This window comes from Sphingomonas sp. GW821-FHT02B09 (assembly GCF_059421875.1).
The window spans coordinates 455,379-471,516 of record NZ_JBWKVV010000002.1 but is presented as its reverse complement, the minus strand read 5'-3'; the positions used below and the strand labels follow the sequence as shown (position 1 = coordinate 471,516).

Here is a 16,138-nt window from a genome sequence, read left to right as displayed (position 1 = left end):
CGAGACGCTCACGATCGTCAACCCGTGACCGAATCGAAGGACATCGACGCGCTCGCCAAGGGCGGGCGCACCAATATCGCCGGCTTCGTGCTGCGCCTCGCCGCGCGCATCCCGTTCCTTTTCATCGCCGGCCGCCTCTATGGGCCGGATCTGGTCGGCCGCTTCGCACTCGCCGTCGTCGTGGTCGAACTCGCCGCATTGGTCGCCACACTGGGTCTCAAGCGCGGCCTCGCGCAGGCGCTGTCGTCCTCCGACCAGCCGCATGTCTGCGTCGTCTGGGATGCGCTGGCGCTCGCCTTCATCCTGTCGATCGCGGCGAGCGCGGTGCTGATCGCCTTTCCGGAAGTCATGTACGCCAATACGCAGGTGACCGGGCTCGACCGGTTCCTGCCGTGCATCATCGTCGCTGTGGCCTGGTCCGACGTCAGCCTGTCGGCGCTCGCCTATCGCCACGACGTCAAGGCGGCGGTGACCGCACGCGCCGTCGTCGAGCCGTGGACGATCTCGATCGCCGCCTGGGTCTTCTCCTTCTTCACGATCAAGGACGGACTGGTCCTGTCCTATGTCGCGTCGATGACCGCGGCGCTGATCGCCAGCTTCGTGCCGTTCCTGCGCAGCTACGGCCTGCCGCGCGGCTGGTCGCCGCATCCGGGGCAGCTGTTCGCGCTCGCCCGCGCCAACGCGCCGCTCGCCGGCGCCGATGCGCTGGAATGGGGCAGCCGCAACGTCGACCGCTTCATCCTCGGCGTGATGTTCGAACCGAAGATCGTGGGCATCTATTATATGGCGCAGCAGGTCGCGAGCCTGCCGCAGAAGCTCAAGACCAGCTTCGATCCGATCCTCGGCCCGGTCATCACCAAGAGCCTCGCGGTCAACGATCGCGCCGCGATCGCGCATCAGGTGCGGCAGGTCGCCTTCTGGATCATGGCGGCGCAGGCGGGGCTTGCGCTGATGGGGTCGATTCCGGCCGGCGCGGTGATGGGCGTGGTCGGGCCGCAATTCGTCGCGGGCAGCGCCGCGCTCGGCTTCCTGCTGACGGCGGAGGTGCTCGCCTCGACCGGCGCGGTGTGCGAATCGGCGCTGGTCTATACCGCGCGGCACCGCAACCTCATCATCTCGGTGGTGATGCTGGCGGTGCAGATCGCGCTGAGCTTCGCGCTGATCGTCGCGATGCGCCGGCTCGGCTGGCCGACGACGTGGCAGGCGGCGGGGCCGGCGGTGGCGCTGATGGTCAGCGTGGCGCTGACCTCGGTGGTGAAGGCGACGCTGCTCGGCCGTATCCTGTCCGCACCGGTGTCGCCGTGGCGCTGGCCGCTGCTGTGGGCGGTGATCGCGGCGACGGTGATCGGCGGCTTGTTCACCGCGCTGCCACCGCAATTCGAATGGCTCGAACTGGCCGGCGGCGAACCGGCGATTGCGGCGACCTATCTGTTCGTGCTGTGGAAATGGGCGTTCGGCCCGGCCGACCGTGCGTTGTTCGGCAAGATGCCCAATGCCGAGGAGGCCACCTTGCCGAACGTGGGATCGCCCGTCCGTTAGACTTGCAGCCCTCCCCCGCAAGGGAGGGCTATAGGCGTTAGTGGCGGAAGTGGCGCATGCCGGTGAAGATCATCGCGAGGCCCGCGGCGTCGGCGGCGGCGATCACTTCCTCGTCGCGGATCGATCCGCCCGGCTGGATCACCGCGGTCGCCCCCGCCTCGACCGCGGCGAGCAGGCCGTCGGCGAACGGGAAGAAGGCGTCCGACGCGACCGCCGAACCGATCGTCCGCGGTGTCGCCCAGCCCGCCTTGTCGGCGGCGTCCTTCGCCTTCCACGCCGCGATGCGCGCCGATTCCAGACGGTTCATCTGGCCCGCGCCGACGCCGGCGGTGGCACCGTCCTTGGCATAGACGATCGCGTTCGACTTGACGTGCTTGGCGACGGTCCAGGCGAAGCGGCAGTCGGCGAGTTCCTGCGCGGTCGGCGCCCGCTTGGTGACGACCTTCAGCTCGCCCGGCGTGCCATTGTCGCGGCCCTGCACCAGCCAGCCGCCGGCGATCGACTTGGCGAACAGACCGGCGCGCGCCGGATCGGGCAGGTCTCCGGTGAGCAGCAGCCGCAGGTTCTTCTTGGCGGCGAACAGCGCCAGCGCTTCCTCGTCGGCGTCGGGGGCGACGACCACCTCGGTGAAGATGCCGGTGATCGCCTTGGCCGTCGCCGCGTCGAGCGGGCGGTTGACCGCGATGATGCCGCCGAACGCCGAGACGGTGTCACAGGCGAAGGCCTCGGCATAGGCCGCCTCGAGGCTGGAGGCGGTGGCGACGCCGCAGGGGTTGGCGTGCTTGACGATGACGCAGGTCGGCGCAGCGTCGCGGAACTCGGCGACCAGCTCGAGCGCGGCGTCGGCGTCGTTGAGGTTGTTGTAGCTCAGCTCCTTGCCCTGCACCTGGCGCGCCTGGCCGATGCCGCGGACGCCGTCGTTGCTGGCGTAGAAGGCGGCGGACTGGTGCGGGTTCTCGCCGTAGCGGAGCGAGGCGGCGCGGGTCATCGTCACCGGCAGCACCGCGGGGAAAGGCTCGGCCTGATCGACGGTGCCGAACCAGCGCGCGATCGCGCCGTCGTAGCTGGCGGTGGCGGCAAAGGCCTTGGCGGCGAACAGGCGGCGCTGGTCGAGCGTCGTCTCGCCGGCCGCGACGATGGCATAGTCGGCGGGATCGGTGACGATCGCGACATAGGCGTGGTTCTTGGCGGCGGAGCGGACCATCGAGGGGCCGCCGATGTCGATGTTCTCGATGACCGTGTCGCGGTCGGCGCCGCGCGCGACGGTCGCCTCGAACGGGTAGAGGTTCACCACCACCAGGTCGATCGCGCCGATCGCATGGTCGGCCATCGCCGCGGCGTGCTCGGGGTCGTCGCGGACCGCGAGCAGGCCGCCGTGGACCATCGGGTGGAGCGTCTTGACGCGGCCGTCCATCATCTCGGGAAAGCCGGTAACTTCACTAACGTCGCGCACAGCGAGGCCGGCGTCGCGCAGCGCCCTGGCGGTGCCGCCGGTCGAGACCAGCTCGACGCCATTCGCGGCAAGTGCTTGAGAAAGCTCGACAATGCCGGTCTTGTCGGAGACCGACAGCAGGGCGCGCTTGATGGAGATGGTGGACATGGTCTTCCTTTGCGGCAGTCGCGCGTCCCCCTAGCGGCGGAACATGCGTCCGAACAGGTCAGATCGCGCGTTTCAATGCCCAGCTCACGTTGGCGCCGCCCGCCGGCGCCTCGCCGCTGACAACGAGCTGTTGCGTGGCGACCGGGTGGCCCTCGCCGTCGATCCACAGCGAATCCTCGATCGTCAGCGTGCCGCCACGGCAGCGGAACTGCCAGAGCGCGCCGCCGGGCAGGCGGAGCAGCGCCGCCAGACCATCGGCGGTCGGCGACGCCTCGACCTGCGACCCCAGATGGAAGCGCACCGCGAACGGCACGACGCCGAGCTTGCGGCGCCGGCCCTGCGGCAGCAGCGCATCCTCGCCGCGCAATTCCTTGCCGTCGCCGGTCAGCATCAGCTGGCGGCGGTGGACGAAGCCCCAGCGACGGACATAGCCGTCGTGGCTCGCCTCGATGCGGCTGGCGACGTCCGATTCCTGCCGCGACAGTTCGACCTCGGCGACGCCGCGGCCGAGCGTGCCGTCGGCGAGGATCGCGGTCGAGTTGGAATCGCCCACCACCAGCGTCGAATGCGCCGCAGTGGTGCGCAGCCCCTCGGCATAAGCGGCGGGCAGTTGCGGCACCGCGGCGCGCGCGCCGCCGCAATTGACGATCAGCCGGGTCTCGCCATCGGAGAATTCGAAGGCGAGCGTCGAGGCGCAGCCGCCCTCGACCAACTTGGCGATCGGCGGCGGCGCGGCGTCGACGATCAGCACCGCGCCGCCGGCGGCGAGCCGCTGATAGCCCCAGTCGCGCGCCTGGCGCAGCGGCCGGGTGCGCACGCCGCTCGCGGCGATCACCGCGGCGAGCGCATCGGGCATCGCCGGGCCGCCGCCCTGCCAGCTCGACAGCATGCCGTCGCCATGGGTGACGCCGAGCAGCGCCGGCACGGCACGGGTCAGCGCGGTCTGCGCCACGGCGGGCATCTCCTCGCGCCGTGCCGCATAGGTCTCGCGCAGCATGGCGAGCAGCATGATCGTGTCGAGCAGCATCACCGGGCTGCGCGACACCGAGCCGCCATCCTCGCTGAGCCCGCCGGCGAGCGCGCGGGCGAGCCCCGCCTCGCCGAAGCTGCGGCGCGGATCGCCGCCGGGGATCAGCAGCCCCGCCGCGACGACGCCGCACCAGGCCGCGATCCGCGGCGCGCCCGGCGGCGCCTTGTCGGCGCCGCGATCAAGGTGGCGGGCGCCGCGCGCCAGCGTGTTGAGCACGCTGGAGCGATAAACGAGATCGGTCGACGACAGGATCAGCGGCGCATGTGCGGTCCAGAACAGCAGGCGCCGGCCCCACAGGTCGGGACGCCAGGCGAGCGGATCGACGCGCTCGGCATAATCGCCGAGCCAGCGCGCCATCAGTGCCTCGGCGATCGGCGCGCCCTGCGCCCGCGTCGCCACCGTCGACAAGTCGCGCAGCCACGCGAAGCTATGGACGTACTCGGCGAAGGGCTTGCCCCATTCGCCACGCTTGAAGGCGAGCGTGTCGATCGGATGCGTCTCGCCGCGGAAGCTGAGATCGCCGCGCAGCATCGCCTGACCGCGGCGGACGTCACCGATGACGGGGTCGTCGGGGACGGCGATCAGCTTGAGCGGGTAGCGGCCCTTGAGGCGCATATTGTGGATCGGCGTGCGCCACGTCAGTTTGTGCAGCCGTTCCGAAAGGCGTTCGGCGAGGCTGAGCCCGCGCTCGCCGCCGACGCGCATCAGGCGCTTGCCCTCCTCGATCCCGTCGGGCGGCGATTCGGTGAGGGGGGCGTCGGTCGGCGGCGACAGGTCGTTCATCCCGCCGCCGGGGTGCCGCGCAGCGCGGCGATGTTGGCGGCATAACAGGACGGGCCGCCGCGGAAGGCGGCAGTGCCGGCGACCAGCGCGTCGGCGCCGGCGGCGACGCAGCGTGCGGCGTGGACCGGATCGACGCCGCCGTCGACCTCCAGGTCGATCACGCGGCCGGTCTGGTCGATCATCTTGCGGATCGCGGCGATCTTCTTGAGCTGGCTGTCGATGAAGCTCTGGCCGCCGAAACCGGGGTTGACGCTCATCACCAGCACCAGATCGACCATGTCGATGAGGTAATCGAGCATCTTGGCGGGGGTGCCGGGGTTGAGCACGACGCCGGCGCGCTTGCCGAGCCCCTTGATGTGCTGGATCGTGCGGTGGATGTGCGGGCCGGCCTCGGGGTGGACGGTGATGCCGTCGGCGCCGGCCTCGGCGAAGGCGTCGAGATAAAGGTCCACCGGCGAGATCATCAGATGGACGTCGAACGGCTTGCTCGTATGCGGCCGCAGCGCCTTCACCACCGCCGGGCCGATCGTGATGTTGGGGACGAAATGGCCGTCCATCACGTCGATATGGATCCAGTCGGCGCCCGCGGCATCGATCGCGCGGACCTCCTCGCCGAGTTTGGCGAAGTCGGCGGAAAGGATGGAGGGGGCGATACGGACCGGTTGCATGGCCTTTCTCTCTAACCGCCTGTCCTTCTATTACAATGCGCTTGGGGGCGGGGTTAACCAAATCTGCGGCGGTCGTGCTCCGGGTCCGCCGCAGGGTGGACCTTCGGAAAAGTCGAAACGTCGCGAACGTCCGCATCGGCGGTGGAGACGCACGGTGCTCCTGCGAAAGCAGGAGCCCAGGGTCACGTAGAACAACGCCTTACGGCGTGCGGGACTCCTGGGCTCCTGCTTTCGCAGGAGCACTGGGGCAGGTTCGAAGGGGGCCCGGACACGTCCGGGTGACGCGTTTTCCGGGTGATCGGTCGGCGTCGACGGTTCTTACGCGGGATAGCCCCGCACAGTCGCTGGAAGCGGCTGACCAAGTCCTCCCCCGCCAGGGGGAGGTGGCGGCGCGAAGCGCTGACGGAGGGGGAGGACAGGGTGAGAGTGCACTTATATAGCTCCCACCCTGTCCTCCCCCTCCACCACCACGCTGGCGCGTGGCGGTCCCCCTCCCCCTGGCGGGGGAGGAATTTATCCGTTCTGGCGTTTCAGCCTTGCGATGAAGAAGCCGTCGCAGCCGCCTGCGCCGGTCAGCATATTCGGCAGCGTGCGGACGTAGCCGTCGGGGTGGACGGGGATGCCCGCCGGGAGCAGCGCCGCGTCCGGTGCGTCGATCGCATAGTCCGGGCGTGCCGACAGGAAGCGGGCGAGCTGGTCCTCGCCTTCTTGCCGTTCGAGGCTGCACGTCGCGAAGACGAGCGTGCCGCCGGGCTTCACCCAGTCGGCGGCGCGGGCGAACAGACGCGCCTGCAGCGCCGCCATCTCCTCGATGATCGGCGGGTGGACGCGGTGGAGCACGTCGGGGTGGCGGCGGAAGATGCCGGTGGCGCTGCACGGCGCGTCGATCAGCAGCGCGTCGGCCGGCTCGGCCGGCGCCCATTTGAGCACGTCGGCGGCGATCACCTCCGCCTTCAGCCGCGTGCGGAACAGGTTCTCGCGCAACCGCTTGATGCGCGCATTGGAGACGTCGACCGCCGCCACGGTGAAGCCGGCGGCGGCGAGCTGGAGCGTCTTGCCGCCGGGCGCGGCGCACAGGTCGATCGCGCTGCCGTGCGCGGCATCGGCGAGCAGCCGCGCGGGCAGCGAGGCGGCGACGTCCTGCACCCACCAGCGCCCCTCGGCGAAGCCGGGCAGATCGGTGACCGAGCCGGCGTCCGCGATCCGGACATGGCCAGGCAGCAGGCTGGTGCCGCCGAGTTCGGCGACCCAATGGTCGGTCTCGGCGGGATCGGCGAGCGTGACGTCGAGCGGCGGCGGCGCGGCGATCGCCAGCGCCGCGCCGTCGATCATCGCGGCGCCCCATTCGCCCTCCCAGCGCGCCTCGGCGAGCGGCGGCAGCGCCGGGATTTCGGGAAGCAGCACGCCCGAGCGGACGATCGCGCCGAACACGCCATGGACGAGCTTGCGCGGACCGCCGTCGACCAGCGGCAGCACGGTGGCGATCGCGGCATGATGCGGCGTGCCGAGGACGAGCGCCTGGACCAGCGCGATGCGCAGCGCCATCCGCGCCTTGGCATCGTCGGGCAGCGGCCGTTCGGTGACCGAATCGATCAGCGCGTCGAGATCGGGCAGCCGGCGCAGCACCTCGGCGGCGATGGCATGCGCGAGGCCGCGATCGGGGCCGTAGACGTGGCGCGTCGCGGCGACGAGCGCCTGTTCGAGCGGCTCGCCGCGGCGCAGGACCGCATCGAGCAGGCGCAGCGCGGCGCGGCGGGAGGGGGTGCCGAGCGCATCGGAATCGGTATTGGAAGGACGGGGCAAACTTGTCTTACCTGACGGTGGGGACCATGTGGAATCCACCCCTTAGACCGGAGAGACGCAATGGGCCAACGTCCCGAGCATGTGAAGCCGCCCGCTTATCTGAGCCAGAATCCGCCGGTGCCGCAGCCGGAGGCGAAAAAGTCCGCACAGCCCGACCCGCTTGGCCTTGATCCGACGCGCTATGGCGATTGGGAGCTGAAAGGTATTGCGATCGACTTCTGACCATAACGGAACCATATCGGCCTGATGCGCGTCCATGATGCATGTTAGCGTGGCGTCAGGCTCGGGCCGAACGATGGGTGTGAGGCCGGGGGTGTGAGGCCGGGCAGACGCGTGCGCCTGCTGGTCATCGCTGGGGCGATACCGCTGGTCGCCCTCCTCGTCATCGCGGCCTTTCCGTTCGGGATGCTCAAGGGCGTCGTCGCCGACCGGCTGAGCAAGCGCTTCGGGCGGCCGGTGACGATCGCGGCGATGGCGCGGACCGACGGGTTCGGCTTCACGCCGACGATCGCGGTGCGCGGAGTGCGGATCGCGCAGGCGGACTGGGCGGGCGGCGGCGACTTCCTGCGGCTGCGCGAGGCGCGGGTCAGTTTTCCAGTGTGGCCGCTGCTCACCGGCACGTTCAAGCCGCGCGACATCGTCGTCGACGGATTGCAGCTCGCTCTGGTGCGCGCCGCCGACGGGCGCACCAACTGGTCGCGGCCGGGCGATCCGGAGCGAGGCGGATCGTCCAACGATCTCAAAGGGCTGACCGTAAGCGACAGCGTCATCGCCTATCGCGACGACAAACGGCAGCGCAGCGTGCGCGTCGCCTTCGCGTCGGACGCGCAGGGGCTGCGCGCCAAGGGCAGCGGGACGATCCGCGGCACGCCGGTGCGGATCGCGCTCACCGGCGCCTCGGTCGCGCAGCCGGTGGCGGGGCCGTGGGCGTTCACCGCGGCGATCGACGGCGCCGCGCTGCACATGCGCGCCACCGGCACGACCGACCGGCCGCTCGACACCGACGCGATGACGCTCGACGTCGCGGCGCGCGCCGCCGACCTCCGCCTGATCGACGCGGTGATCGAGGCGGGGCTGTTTGGGACGCAGCCGGTGGCGCTGACCGCGCACGTCCGCCATGCGGCGCCGCGGTGGATCGTCACCGACCTCAAGGGCACGATCGGCCGGTCCGACATCGCCGGCCATGTCACCGTCGACAAGCAGGACGGGCGCACCAGGCTGGACGGCGCGGTGACGGCGCGCCGGTTCGACTTCAACGATCTGTCGTCGGACGAGGGACTCGCCAAGGGTGCCGCGCTGGAGCGCGCGATCGGGCCGCGGCTGGTGCCGAACACGCGGATCAACCTCGCCAACATCGACCGGACCGACGGGCGGATCGCGGTGCACGTCGCACGCGTGTTCAGCCATGGCGGCGGCACGTCGGTGACGGGGATCGACGGCGTGCTGGCGCTCGACCACCAGCGGCTGCGGGTCGCGCCGCTGACCGTGCGGCTCGCCGGCGGGACGGCGCGGGGCAGCGTGACGGTCGACCAGCGCGGCGGGGCGAAGACGCCGATGCTGGCGGTCGACCTGCGGCTGGTCGGCACGCGGGTCGAGGCGTTCGACGGCGCCGCGGGCGCGTTCACCGGGCGGGTCGAGGCGCTGGCGCGGCTGCGCGGGCGCGGCGACACGATCCGCGCGGCGGTCGGGCGGTCCGACGGCAAGATCGGCCTGACGATCCGCGACGGCAGCCTGCCGGCGCGCTATGCGGCGGCGCTGGGGTTCGATGCGGGGCGGGCGCTGCTCGCCGGCGGCGGCGACAGCGCGCGGCTGCGCTGTCTGGTGCTGGCGCTGCCGGTGCGCGGCGGGCGCGGCAGCGCGGCACCGCTGGTCGTCGACACCAGCGCGAGCCAGCTGCACGGCGCTGGGACGGTGCGCTTCCCCGACGAGCGGATCGACCTGCGGCTGACCGGCGCGCCCAAGGGGCACAGCCTGCTGCGGCTGCCCGGGTCGGCGTTCGTCACCGGCAGCCTCAGCGATCCCCGGCTGACCGTGCCGGCGGAGGTGAAGTCGGCCGGCAACATCTTCAAGGCGATCGGCCGCGCGATCACCGGCCGGCAGGGGCCGAGCGCGGTCGATGCCGATTGCGGCGGGCTGGTGGCGCGGGCGCTGCGATAAGGGGGGCGGCGCTGCGATTCCCCTGACGTTTCCGCTCGCCGTGCCGTAGCGGCGCGGTTAGGGTCGGCGGCATGAACGACACCGCCTCCGCCACCGGCGCCAGCCTCCTGCCCGACAGCACCGACGCCTTCACCATCGCGCATCTCGCCGTCCTGGCGATCTTCGCGCTGCTGGTGATCGCCGCGATCGTCTGGGGCGCGCGGCTGAAGGCGCGGCGCAAGACCGCTGAACGCGATATCGAAAGCCGCAACGAGGACGTGATCGCCGCCGCCCCCGCCGAACCGACGCCGGTGCCGGTGCCGGCCCCGCCGCCGGCGCGGCGTGCGGCGGATGCGGCCCCCGCCGAGCCGGCGATCGAACCGGTGCGCGATCCGCTCGCCGACGAACCGATCGCCGCCGCCGCGCCGCTCGACGCCGCGCCGGCGGTCGAGGCGGTGTCGGCCCCCTCCCCTACTCCTGTCCCTGCCCCGGCGGGCGAGTCGCCGGCCGATGCGCCGGTGGGGACGCTGAAGGGCCTCGGGCCGAAGCTCACCGCGCGGCTGGCCGAGCTGGGCATCACCACGGTCGGCCAGGTCGCGGCGCTGAGCGACGACGAGGCGATGCGGCTCGATGCGCAGCTCGGGCCGTTCGCCGGGCGGATCACGCGCGACCGCTGGATCGAACAGGCGCGCTTCCTCGCCGCGGGCGACCGCGCGGGTTTCGAGGCGGTGTTCGGCCGGCTCTGACGCCGGTCAGCGGTCGAGGAACGGCGCGGCGAGGTCGGGCCGCACCCGCAGCAGCCGGCCCGTCGCGCGGTCGAGCAGCGCCCAGGTGGTGACCGCCTCCACCTTCACCTTGCCGTCGGCGCCGGTGAAGCGGACGTGGCGATCGAAGCGCGCACCTTTGGGCGGTTCGGGGACCCAGGTCTCCCCCGTCACCGTCTCGCCGGCGGCGACGTTGCCGCGATAGTCGATCGCGTGGCGGGTCACGACCCACACCAGCGCGGCACGGTCGGCCGCCGAAGCGACCGCCTCCCAATGCGCGACGGCGATGTCCTGGATCCAGCGGACCCACACCGCATTGTTGACGTGGCCGAGCTCGTCGATGTCGTCCGCCGCGGCGGTGATCGACAGGGTGAAGCGCCCGCTCATCGCTGCCCCCTCACCGCTGCCGCCGCCGACGCCACCAGCGGAAGGCGGCGAACAGCGTGCCGAGCACCACCGCCGCCAGCGCCACCCACAGCCATTGCCGGCCATGCGGGCGATAGCGGCCGAGCAATTCGGCGATGCCGGTGCCGAAGACATAGCCGAGGCTGGTGAACAGCACCGCCCAGACCGCCGCGGCGATCGCGTTGATCCACAGGAAGGTGCGTGTCGGCACGTGGGTGGTGCCGATCGCGATCGGGCTGACGGTGCGCAATCCGTAGAGGAAGCGGAAGATAAAGATGAAGCCGATCGGATAGCGTTCGAGCGTGTCGAGCGCCTTGGCGAAGGCGGGCTTCGACTGGGCGCGCTGCACCCAGCGATGGTCGCGGAAACGCCGGCCCGCCGCGAAGAACGCCTGATCGGCGACGAACGAGCCGGTCGCCGCGGCGATCATCGCGCCCGGCAGCGACAGCAACCCCTCATGCGCGAACAGGCCGCCGGCGAGCACCATCGTCTCGCCCTCGATCCCCGCGCCGAGGAATACCGCGGCAAGCCCATATTGGGCGATGAGCGTCTCGATGCTCAGCGGTCGATCCCGAGCTGCCAGAGGACGAAGGCGTGCTCCTCGGCGGCCTCGCGCAGCGATTCGAACCGGCCCGACTTACCGCCATGGCCCGCGCCCATATTGGTCTTGAGCAGCAGGACGTTATCGTCGGTCTTGGTGGCGCGCAGCTTCGCCGCCCATTTCGCCGGCTCCCAATAGGTCACGCGCGGATCGTTGAGCCCGCCCGAGATGAACATCGGCGGATATCCTTGCGCGACGACATTGTCGTACGGGCTGTAGCTGCGGATCAGCTCGAACGCCGCCTTATCCTCGATCGGATTGCCCCATTCGGGCCATTCGCCCGGGGTCAGCGGCAGATCGGCGTCGAGCATCGTGTTGAGCACGTCGACGAACGGCACGTCGGCGATCACCGCGCCCCACAGTTCGGGATCGGAATTGACGATCGCGCCCATCAGCTCGCCGCCCGCGGAGCGGCCGGCGGTGGCGATGCGGCCGGCTTTGGTCCAGCCGGCGTCGATCAGCCCCTTCGCCACGTCGACGAAATCGTTGAACGTGTTGGTGCGCTTGTCGAGCTTGCCGTCGTGATACCATTGCTGGCCGAGATCGTCGCCGCCGCGGATATGCGCGATCGCATAAGCAAAGCCGCGGTCGAGCAGCGACAGCCGCCCGGTCGAGAAGCCGGGCGGGATCGCATAGCCGTAGGCGCCATAGGCATAGAGGAACAATGGCTGCGACCCGTCGCGCTCGAACCCCGCGGGATAGACGATCGACACCGGGATCTCGGTGCCGTCGCGTGCGGCGATCCTGAGCCGTTCGGTGCGATAGCCCGCGGCGTCATAGCCGGCCGGGATCTCCTGTACCTTCAGCACTTCGAGCGCGCCGGTGGCGACATCGTAATCGTAGACGGTGCCGGGCGTGACCATCGATTCATAACCGAGCCGCAATGTGTCGACGGCATATTCGGGATTGTCGCCGAGGCCCGCGGCATAGCTGGCTTCGGGAAAGGCGATGCGCTGCGGTTCGGTCGGCGCGTCGTAGCGATGGATCGCGATCTGATCGAGGCCGTCCAGTCGTCCCTCGACGACGAAGAAGTCGCGATAGCATTCGACGCCGGTCATGTAGAAATGCGCGTCGGCGGGGATCAGCTCGTGCCACTCGCCCGGCGCGTCGATGCTGGCGGTGCACAGCCGCCACATCGGGTCGGTGTCGTTGGTGTGGATGAAGAGCGTGCCGTCATGCGCGTCGACGTCATATTCGCGCCCCTCCTTGCGGGGGGCGACGAGGATCGGCGTCGCCAGCGGGTCGTGCGCCGGGAGCAGCCGTACCTCGCTGGTGACATGGTTGCCGGTGCCGATCACCAGCCACTGGCGATCGCTCGTCTCGGCGACCGCGACGCGATAGCCCTCGTCCGCCTCGCGGAACAGCTCGACGTCGTCGCTCACCGGCGTGCCGAGCCGGTGGAAACGGGCATTGTCGGTGCGCCATTGCTCGTTGGCGAGGCCGTAGAGGAAGCCGGCATCGTCGCTGGTCCAGACGATGTCGGAGAGCATGCCGGGGATCACCTCGGGCAGATGCTCGCCGGTGGCGAGATCCTTGACGCGCACCTCGAACCGTTCGGCGCCGCTGTCGTCGATGGCGTAGGCGAGATGGCGGCCGTCGTTGCTGACCGCAAAGGCACCGAGCCGGAAATATTCCTTGCCCTCGGCGAGTGCGGGTTCGTCGAGCAGCAGTTCGTCGGGACCACCCGCGACGGGCTTGCGCCACCATTTGCGATACTGGCCGCCGGTCTCGTAGGCGGTCCAGTAGAGCCAGTCGCCGTCCTTCTGCGGCACCGAGGATTCGTCCTCCTTGATGCGCGCCTTCATCTCTTCGTACAATCGGTCGACCAGCGGCTGGTGCGGCGCCATCACGCTTTCGAAATAGGCATTTTCCGCCGCGAGATAGGCGAGCACGTCGGGGTCGGTCACCTCGGGATAGTTCGGATCCTTCAGCCAGGCATAGGAATCCTCGAGGGTAATGCCGTGCGTGGTGAAGCGGTGCGGGCGCCGGTCGGCGACGGGCGGCGTGATATCGGTCATTCCTATGCCTTAGCTGCGCGATCGGGGGCCGTCATGCCCTTCCCCATGCAATCGGACGGTCGAGCAACAAAGCGGAAACACCTCGACCATTGAACCGTTCCGGCCGCGCCGCCATGGCTGCTCCCCGGACGATTGGGGGACATGGGACATGGCCGGCGGATTGGTTGCGCTGCTCGACGATATCGCGGCGATGGCGAAGCTCGCCGCCGCCAGCCTCGACGACGTCGCCGGCGCGGCGGGCAAGGCGGGGGCGAAGGCGGCGGGCGTCGTCATCGACGATACCGCGGTGACGCCGACCTATGTCGTCGGACTGAGCCCGGCGCGCGAACTGCCGATCATCGGCAAGATCGCGCTGGGGTCGCTCAAGAACAAATTGCTGTTCCTGCTGCCCGCGGCATTGGTGCTGAGCGCGCTCGCGCCCTGGGCGATCACGCCGATCCTGATGCTCGGCGGCGCCTATCTGTGCTTCGAGGCGGCGGAGAAGATCGTCGGCGCGCTGACCGGCCACGGCCATGGCGACGATGCCGCGGTCGAGACCGATCCCAAGGCGCTGGAGGACCGGCAGGTGTCGGGCGCGATCCGTACCGACCTGATCCTGTCGGGCGAGATCATGGCGATCGCCTTGGGCGAGCTGAACGGGCAGTCGCTGGTCAATCAGGGAATCGCGCTGGCGCTGGTGGGGATCGCGATCACGGTCGGCGTCTATGGCGTCGTCGCGCTGATCGTGAAGATGGACGATATCGGCCTGCACCTCGCGCAGAAGCAGGGCGCGGGATCGCAGGCGTTCGGGCGCGGGCTGGTCGCGGCGATGCCGGTGGTGCTGAAGGCGCTGTCGCTGATCGGCACCGCGGCGATGGTCTGGGTCGGCGGCGGGATCATCGTCCACGGGCTGGAGGCGTTCGGCGTGACCGGGTTGCCGCATGCGCTCCACGCCGCCGCCGAGGGCGCGGCGCATGCGGTCGGCGTGCTGCCGGGGGTGGTGAACTGGCTGGTGACCGCGGTGGGATCGGGGATCGTCGGGCTGATCGTCGGCGGCGCGATCGTCGGGTTGCTGCACCTGCTGCCGCGCAAGGGGCATTGAGGGGCGCGCCTTATCAGGGCCCGACTGCCTGCCAAAAACGTCCCGTCACCCCGGACTCGTTCCGGGGTCCACCGGCCCACAAGGGCATGGATCGAGGCTCAAGCCGATCCCCTCGCCGCAGAGTGGACCCCGGAACAAGTCCGGGGTGACGGAATGCATTGGGATACGTCATTCCGATTCAGGAGGTCGCCTCGCTCGCTGCGGTGGTCCAGCCCAATCGCGGGATCGTGATCGAGCGTTTGCCTGACAGGTCGACCCGCGCGACGAACAGCTCGCGGCTCTCGATATAGCCGATCAGCCGCCGCACCCGCCCCAGCGAGCTCGTGCCATAGGTCTCCGCCAGCGCCGTATCCGACGGACACGGCTCGCCGCCCTTCGCGGCACGGGCGACCAGCAGGAAGGCGCCGATCATGTCGTCGGGCAGCGAATAGGCGAGCTCCATCGCCTCGGCCCATTGCGGGTCGGTGACGTCGAAGATCCCCGCGCGCGCCGCCGACAGCCGGCGGGTGAAGCCGGGCAGGTCGAGCGGCGGCTTGGCGAGGCCCGCCATGCGGCAGCGCACCTGGAAATCCTGGAACAGCACCGAGGGCGGGCGCAGTGCCGAATCGCGATCGGCGACGATCGCCTCCAGCACGCCCGCATAGATGCCCTCGACCTCCTCGTCCGATTTGTCGGGAAGCGGCGCCAATGTCGTCTGCTGCGACGCCGGCCGCTCGATCGTGTCGAGCAATTCGTCCGCCGGCACCCGGCGCGGGCGCGAGTCGAACGCCATCGGCAGTTGCGGCGCCGCATCGGGTGGCGGCGCGAAGATCAGTTGCTGGAGGTTCTCCGCCGGCGCGCTCGGCAACGGGGTCAGCTTGGGGCTGCCGCTGCGCGCCGAGGTGGCGACCTGGCCGATCTTCACCGTGATCGGCCGCCGCGACACCGCCGGCCCGAGCGCGAGGAAGGTGCCGCGCGCGAGATCGCGGATCACGTCGGCCTGGCGCCGCTCCATGCCGAGCAGATCGGCGGCGCGCGCCATGTCGATGTCGAGGAAGGTGCGCCCCATCAGGAAGTTGCTCGCCTCCGCCGCGACGTTCTTGGCGAGCTTGGCGAGCCGCTGCGTCGCGATCACCCCGGCAAGACCGCGCTTGCGGCCGCGGCACATCAGATTGGTCATCGCCGACAGCGACGCGCGACGCACCTCCTCGGCGACCTCGCCGCCCGTCACCGGCGCGAACAATTGCGCCTCGTCGACGACGACCAGCGCCGGATACCAATGCTCCCGCGGCGCATCGAACAAGGCCGACAGGAAGGCGGCGGCGCAGCGCATCTGTCCTTCCGCCTCCAGCCCCTCAAGGCTGAGCACCACCGAGGCGCGGTGCTCGCGCAGCCGGGTGGCGATGCGCGCGATCTCGGGCACCGAATAATCCGCCGCCTCGATCACGACATGGCCGTACGGCCCGGCGAGCGTGACGAAATCGCCCTCGGGATCGATCACCACCTGCTGCACCTGCCCCGCCGAGCCTTCGAGCAGGCGGCGCAGCAGATGCGACTTGCCCGACCCCGAATTGCCCTGGACGAGCAGACGGGTGGCGAGCAGTTCTTCGAGGTCCATGGTCACGGGCGCGCCGCGGTCGTCGCTGCCCATGTCTACGCTGACGGTCATTGGTTGCGCGTTTGGCGTATCCGGGGGGGCGGGGGCAAGCGGTTTGCGTCCGGTTGCCGCCC

General features: G+C 70.4%; 13 protein-coding genes. 5 read left to right on the top strand and 8 right to left on the bottom strand.

The window, feature by feature from the left end; translation table 11 throughout:
- The first annotated feature begins 24 nt into the window (after positions 1-24).
- Complete coding sequence (locus AC07U4_RS10165) at positions 25-1,539, top strand: lipopolysaccharide biosynthesis protein (RefSeq protein WP_495195343.1); 1,515 nt, start codon at positions 25-27, stop codon at positions 1,537-1,539.
- 37 nt (positions 1,540-1,576) lie between these two features.
- Here the strand turns inward: AC07U4_RS10165 and purH are convergent, their stop codons facing one another.
- The 4 genes from purH to AC07U4_RS10145 all read right to left on the bottom strand — a co-directional run bounded on the left by purH (position 1,577) and on the right by AC07U4_RS10145 (position 7,423).
- Complete coding sequence (gene purH, locus AC07U4_RS10160) at positions 1,577-3,139, bottom strand: bifunctional phosphoribosylaminoimidazolecarboxamide formyltransferase/IMP cyclohydrolase (protein WP_495195342.1); 1,563 nt, start codon at positions 3,137-3,139, stop codon at positions 1,577-1,579.
- Positions 3,140-3,197: 58 nt separating this feature from the next.
- Positions 3,198-4,952, bottom strand: coding sequence for a heparinase II/III family protein (locus AC07U4_RS10155; RefSeq protein ID WP_495195341.1), 1,755 nt, complete (start codon positions 4,950-4,952; stop codon positions 3,198-3,200).
- Positions 4,949-5,620, bottom strand: coding sequence for a ribulose-phosphate 3-epimerase (rpe, locus tag AC07U4_RS10150; RefSeq protein ID WP_495195340.1), 672 nt, complete (start codon positions 5,618-5,620; stop codon positions 4,949-4,951). The genes AC07U4_RS10155 and rpe overlap by 4 nt, the downstream gene beginning before the upstream one ends.
- Before the next feature lie 513 nt (positions 5,621-6,133).
- Positions 6,134-7,423: an RsmB/NOP family class I SAM-dependent RNA methyltransferase gene (locus AC07U4_RS10145; protein ID WP_495195339.1), complete on the bottom strand. Its 1,290-nt coding sequence runs from the start codon at positions 7,421-7,423 to the stop codon at positions 6,134-6,136.
- Between the two features lie 60 nt (positions 7,424-7,483).
- On the opposite strand from AC07U4_RS10145, the gene AC07U4_RS10140 reads away from it, so the two are divergent.
- The 3 genes from AC07U4_RS10140 to AC07U4_RS10130 all read left to right on the top strand — a co-directional run bounded on the left by AC07U4_RS10140 (position 7,484) and on the right by AC07U4_RS10130 (position 10,305).
- On the top strand, positions 7,484-7,645 hold the full coding sequence (locus tag AC07U4_RS10140; RefSeq protein ID WP_137898393.1) for a DUF1674 domain-containing protein: 162 nt from the start codon (positions 7,484-7,486) through the stop codon (positions 7,643-7,645).
- A gap of 111 nt (positions 7,646-7,756) precedes the next feature.
- Positions 7,757-9,580 carry an AsmA family protein gene (locus AC07U4_RS10135; protein ID WP_495195338.1) on the top strand — a complete coding sequence of 608 codons (1,824 nt, stop codon included), beginning with the start codon at positions 7,757-7,759 and terminating at the stop codon, positions 9,578-9,580.
- 71 nt (positions 9,581-9,651) lie between these two features.
- Positions 9,652-10,305 carry a helix-hairpin-helix domain-containing protein gene (locus AC07U4_RS10130; protein ID WP_495195337.1) on the top strand — a complete coding sequence of 218 codons (654 nt, stop codon included), beginning with the start codon at positions 9,652-9,654 and terminating at the stop codon, positions 10,303-10,305.
- Positions 10,306-10,311: 6 nt separating this feature from the next.
- Here the strand turns inward: AC07U4_RS10130 and AC07U4_RS10125 are convergent, their stop codons facing one another.
- From AC07U4_RS10125 to AC07U4_RS10115, 3 genes are read right to left on the bottom strand one after another with little or no spacing between them, the layout of a single operon-like run.
- Positions 10,312-10,710 (bottom strand): acyl-CoA thioesterase, encoded by a 399-nt coding sequence (locus AC07U4_RS10125; protein ID WP_495195336.1) that lies wholly within the window; start codon positions 10,708-10,710, stop codon positions 10,312-10,314.
- Between the two features lie 10 nt (positions 10,711-10,720).
- Positions 10,721-11,290 carry a DedA family protein gene (locus AC07U4_RS10120; RefSeq protein WP_495195851.1) on the bottom strand — a complete coding sequence of 190 codons (570 nt, stop codon included), beginning with the start codon at positions 11,288-11,290 and terminating at the stop codon, positions 10,721-10,723.
- Positions 11,287-13,347 carry a S9 family peptidase gene (locus AC07U4_RS10115; protein ID WP_495195335.1) on the bottom strand — a complete coding sequence of 687 codons (2,061 nt, stop codon included), beginning with the start codon at positions 13,345-13,347 and terminating at the stop codon, positions 11,287-11,289. Before AC07U4_RS10115 ends, AC07U4_RS10120 begins: the two co-directional genes overlap by 4 nt.
- Before the next feature lie 148 nt (positions 13,348-13,495).
- Between AC07U4_RS10115 and AC07U4_RS10110 the strand changes: the two genes are divergently transcribed.
- Positions 13,496-14,428, top strand: a complete 933-nt coding sequence (locus AC07U4_RS10110; RefSeq protein WP_495195334.1) for a DUF808 domain-containing protein — start codon at positions 13,496-13,498, stop codon at positions 14,426-14,428.
- 178 nt (positions 14,429-14,606) lie between these two features.
- Here AC07U4_RS10110 and AC07U4_RS10105 read toward each other — a convergent pair whose 3' ends face one another.
- Positions 14,607-16,076, bottom strand: a complete 1,470-nt coding sequence (locus tag AC07U4_RS10105; RefSeq protein ID WP_137899498.1) for an ATP-binding protein — start codon at positions 16,074-16,076, stop codon at positions 14,607-14,609.
- Between the last annotated feature and the right edge of the window lie 62 nt (positions 16,077-16,138).